The organism is Blastomonas sp. CCH1-A6, from assembly GCF_001556365.1.
GTDB lineage: Bacteria > Pseudomonadota > Alphaproteobacteria > Sphingomonadales > Sphingomonadaceae > Blastomonas > Blastomonas ursincola.
Window position 1 is genome coordinate 1 of sequence record NZ_LSIS01000079.1, and the last position, 4,771, is coordinate 4,771.

At 63.7% G+C, this 4,771-nt stretch carries 4 protein-coding genes; all 4 read left to right on the forward strand.

Annotation, left to right across the window (positions count from 1 at the left end; translation table 11 throughout):
• Positions 1-687: prolyl oligopeptidase family serine peptidase (locus AX735_RS03735; protein WP_156447405.1), on the forward strand; the 687-nt coding region annotated here is incomplete at its 5' end.
• 62 nt (positions 688-749) lie between these two features.
• Positions 750-962, forward strand: a complete 213-nt coding sequence (locus AX735_RS03740) for a hypothetical protein (protein ID WP_066275817.1) — start codon at positions 750-752, stop codon at positions 960-962.
• The gene (locus AX735_RS03745) at positions 940-1,572 is read left to right on the forward strand and encodes a zeta toxin family protein (RefSeq protein ID WP_066275820.1); all 633 of its coding nucleotides are present in this window, start codon (positions 940-942) and stop codon (positions 1,570-1,572) included. The genes AX735_RS03740 and AX735_RS03745 overlap by 23 nt, the downstream gene beginning before the upstream one ends.
• 45 nt (positions 1,573-1,617) lie before the next feature.
• Positions 1,618-4,590, forward strand: a complete 2,973-nt coding sequence (locus AX735_RS03750; RefSeq protein ID WP_066275827.1) for a valine--tRNA ligase — start codon at positions 1,618-1,620, stop codon at positions 4,588-4,590.
• The last annotated feature ends 181 nt before the right edge of the window (positions 4,591-4,771 follow it).

The window sequence follows — 4,771 nt, forward strand, 5'->3', positions numbered from 1 at the left end:
CTGCTGGTACATGGCGGTCCGCAGGGCAGTTTCTCGAACAGCTGGTCGTATCGGTGGAATCCGGCGGTGATGGCCTCGCAGGGCTATGCCGCGGTGACGATCGATTTCCACGGCTCGACCGGATACGGCCAGGCGTTCACCGACAGCATCAACAAGGATTGGGGCGGCAAGCCGCTCGAGGATCTGAAGCTCGGCATGGCCGCGCTGCCCGGCATCGACGCCTCGCTCGACACGGCCAATGCCTGCGCGCTCGGTGGCAGCTATGGCGGATACATGATGAACTGGATCGCCGGCCAGTGGCCCGACGGCTTCAAGTGCCTGGTGACGCACGCAGGCGTGTTCGACCTGCGCGCCATGGCGTTCGAGACCGAGGAACTTTGGTTCGACGAATGGGACCATGGCGGCCCCTGGTGGCAGCGCCAGGACGCGGAAAAGTGGAACCCGGTCAATCATGTGACCAAGTGGAAGACGCCGACGCTGGTCATTCATGGTGAAAAGGACTTCCGCATCCCCTATTCGCAATCGCTCGCGGCGTTCACCGCGCTGCAGCGCCAGGGCATCGAATCGAAGCTGCTGATCTTCCCCGACGAGAACCACTGGGTGCTGAAATCGCAGAACGGCGTGCAATGGCACCGCAACGTGTTCGACTGGCTGGCGAAGCACCTGAAGCGGCGCGAGGCGAAATAAGCGCGGCGGGGCTTGGCTTTGGCCCGCATGCGCCCTAGCTTGTAACGACAAGGAGCGTCTTCATGGCCAGCCATCCCCCTCGCGTCCGTCCCAGCGACCTGCCGACCAAGGTCGTCACCGCGCCTGATGGCAGCAAGGTGCGCATGAAGGTGGTTCAGGCGGAAAGCCCGAGCCTGCCCTACGATCTGCTCGCCGCCTTCCGGTCCAATGTCCGCCGCATCAAGGCCGACCAGAAGGCGCAGGCGGCGTCGCGTGAAGACTCCCCGGAAGCCTGAACGCCCCGTCCTGTGGATCGTCGCCGGGCCCAATGGCAGCGGCAAGAGTTCGCTCTACAACCGTACCGACATCGAAGGCTGGGGCGGGTCGGTCTGGATCATCAACCCGGATCTCCTGACCGCCAAGATCATCGAACATGAAGGTTCGCAGACGGAGGTGGCCAATCTCGCCGCCGTCCAGCGGATCGAAGCCTGGCTCGAAGCCTCGATCAACACCTATCAGACCATCGGCGTCGAGACCGTCCTGTCCTCGCCCAAATATCTCCGCCTCGTCGATCTGGCGCACGACAAGGGTTTCATCGTTCGCATGCTCTATGTGGTGCTGAATAGCGTCGAAGCGCAATATGAGCGCGTCGCCATCCGGGTCCGCACCGGCGGGCATGATGTGCCGCGCGACAAGATCGCTGCGCGCCGGACGCGGTCGTTCGAGATGCTCGGCGAGTTTTTCGGCAAGCTGGATGAGCTGTTCATTTTCGACAATTCCGGTGGCGAGCCGGACCTGATCGCTAGCAAGTCGGCAGGCGCGCTGGTCGCACTGCGGACCCTGCCGCCGGATTTGCTCGACGCCCTCAACCGAGCAGAGGTCAGAATCGCTCGCTTTGAAGGCTAACTCGGGGCTTGGATTATTCGGCATTTTGCCGCTAATGCCCTGCCCATGACCGACAAGACCGAACTGCCCAAGACCTTCGACCCCGCCGCGATCGAGGCGAAATGGTATCCGCATTGGGAAGGGACGAACGCGTTCCGGCCCGAGCGGCCCGGTGCCGAGCCTTATACCATCGTCAACCCGCCGCCGAACGTCACCGGATCGCTGCATATCGGCCATGCGCTCGACAACACGCTGCAGGACATCATGATCCGCTATGAGCGGCTGCGCGGCAAGGATGCCTTGTGGGTGGTCGGCACCGACCATGCGGGCATCGCGACGCAGATGGTGGTCGAACGCCAGCTCGAGGCGAAGCAGGACAAGCGCACCAACTACAGCCGCGAGGATTTCGTCCAGAAGGTCTGGGAGTGGAAGGAGGAGAGCGGTGGCGCGATCACCCGCCAGCTGCGCCGCCTGGGCTGTTCGATGGACTGGTCGCGCGAACAATTCACCATGGATCCGCATTTCAGCAAGGCGGTGCTCAAGGTGTTCGTCGACCTGTACAACCAGGGGCTGATCTATCGCGACAAGCGCCTGGTCAACTGGGACCCCAAGCTCAAGACCGCGATCAGCGATCTCGAGGTCGAGACGCGCGAGGTGCAGGGCCATTTCTGGCACTTCCGCTATCCGCTGGCCGATGGCGTCACGCTCGATGACGGACGCGACCATATTGTCGTCGCGACCACCCGGCCCGAGACGATGCTCGCCGATATGGCGGTCGCGGTAAACGGCGCGGACCCGCGCTATGCCAGCGTCATCGGCAAGTATGTCGAGCTGCCGATCACCGGACGCCGCATTCCGATCGTCGCCGACGACCATGCCGATCCCGAGCTCGGTTCGGGTGCGGTGAAGATCACGCCGGGGCATGATTTCAACGATTTCGAGGTCGGGCGGCGCGCAGGCATCGCGGCGAGCGAGATGCTCAACATGTTCGATGCCGAGGCGCGGGTGGTGCAGACCGCCGACGGGCTGATCCCGGCGGAGTTCATCGGCGTGGACCGGTTCGATGCGCGCAAGCTGGTCGTCGAGCGGATGAAGGCGCTCGGCCGTCTCGTCCCGCATGTCGTCACCGCCAAGGACGGCGAAGTCACCGAGCACGACGCCGAACCGCGCACGATCCAGACGCCCTATGGCGACCGCGGCGGCGTGGTCATCGAACCCTGGCTTACCGATCAATGGTATGTCGATGCCAAGACGCTCGCGCAGCCCGCGATCGAGGCGGTGAAGACCGGCGTGATCGAGATCGTGCCCAAGAGCTGGGAAAAGACCTATTTCCACTGGATGGATAATATCCAGCCCTGGTGCGTCTCGCGGCAATTGTGGTGGGGGCACCGGATTCCGGCCTGGGAAGGTCCGCCAGTCGAATGGTTGGATTTCTCCAAAGCGGTGAACGAACGCGGTCACGATCCCAAAGCGCCGTTACCGATGTTTGTTGCGGAAACCGAAGATGAAGCAATCGAACAAGCAAGAGCTTTTTACACCGCCAATGGCAGGCTTGAAGGTAAAGCCCTTTCAGTCATTGCTGATGGTGAGGCTGGTCTGAATCAAGATCATGACCAGGTGACTGTGCGCCTGCGCCGCGATCCCGACGTGCTCGACACCTGGTTCTCCTCCGCACTCTGGCCCTTTGCGACGCTGGGTTGGCCCGATGCCGCCCCAGCTCCGTTTGTCCCGAGCGAAGTCGAGGGACGGCAAGAGAGGGTGGTGCAAGGTCCCTCGACTGCGCTCGGGACAAACGGGGAGGGTGCGCCTGGCACCTCGCTGCTTGCCAAGCATTATCCCAATGACCTGCTGATCTCCGGGTTCGACATCCTGTTCTTCTGGGATGCGCGCATGGCGATGATGGGGACGCATTTCATGGGGCAAGCCCCCTGGAAGCGGCTGTATCTGCACGGGCTGGTCCGCGCCGCCGATGGCGCGAAAATGTCCAAGTCCAAGGGCAATACGGTCGATCCGCTCGGCCTGATCGACAGCTATGGCGCGGATGCGCTGCGCTTCTTCATGGCGGCGATGGAAAGCCAGGGCCGCGACATCAAGATGGATGAGCGGCGCGTCGAGGGCTATCGCAATTTCGCGACCAAGCTGTGGAACGCCTCGCGCTTCTGCCAGGCCAACGGCATCGGCGCGAGTGCATCGGTTGCCGCGCCTGAGGCCACGCTGGCGGTCAACCGCTGGATCATCGGCGAGGTGGTGGAAACGGTCGCCGCGCTCGACAAGGCGCTGGCAGACCTGCGCTTCGATGCCGCAGCGAACGCGATCTATCATTTCGTCTGGGACCAGTTCTGCGACTGGTATCTGGAGCTGATCAAGCCGGTGCTCTCCGCCGAGGGCGACGCGGGCGAAGCCGCCGAAACGCGCGCGGTCGCGGGCTGGGTGCTCGATCAGATTCTGGTGATGCTGCACCCGTTCATGCCCTTCATCACCGAAGAGCTGTGGCACGCGCTGGGCGAGCGGTCGAATGACCTGATCGTCGCGCAATGGCCGGAGCCGCAGGCCGAGGTGGACGCCGGTGCCAAGGCGGAGACCGAATGGCGTATCGATCTGGTCGGCAGCATCCGTTCGGCCAAGAACGAGCTCGGTATCGCGCCGGGTACGCGATTGAAGGCGTTCGTGCAGGATGCCAATGACCAGACCAAAGCCTGGGTCAACGGCTTCTGGACCGGTGCGCAGCGGCTGGCGCGGATCGACTTCGCGCCGCTGGACGAGGCCGCGCCCGAAGGCGCCAATCTGCAGATCGTGGTCAACGAGGCGACGTTCGTGCTGCCGCTCGAAGGTATTATCGACATCGCCGCCGAAAAAGCCCGGCTGAGCAAGGCGCTCGAGGCCGTGTCCAAGGAGGCGAAATCGCTCGAAGGGCGGCTCTCCAACCCGGCGTTCGTCGAAAAGGCCAAGCCCGAAGCGGTGGAAAAGGCGCGCGCCGACCATGCGGAGAAATCCGCCGAGGCCGAGCGGCTGGCAGCGGCGCTCGCGCGGCTGGGCTGAACCTTCCCAAATCCTCCCCCAGCTTGATGGGGCCAGCCTTAATCAAATCCTCCCCCAGCTTGCTGGGGGAGGGGGACCGTTCGCGCAGCGAATGGTGGAGGGGCAGCGGGATCGTGCCCCGATGAATCATCCTGCCCTATCGCTTCCCCTCCACCACCGACCTTCGGTCGGCGGTGGAGGG

Coding starts and splice junctions, on each gene's coding strand:
- AX735_RS03750 (WP_066275827.1), top strand. CDS start 1,618: ATGACCGACAAGACCGAACTGCCCAAGACCTTCGACCCCGCCGCGATC.
- AX735_RS03740 (WP_066275817.1), top strand. CDS start 750: ATGGCCAGCCATCCCCCTCGCGTCCGTCCCAGCGACCTGCCGACCAAG.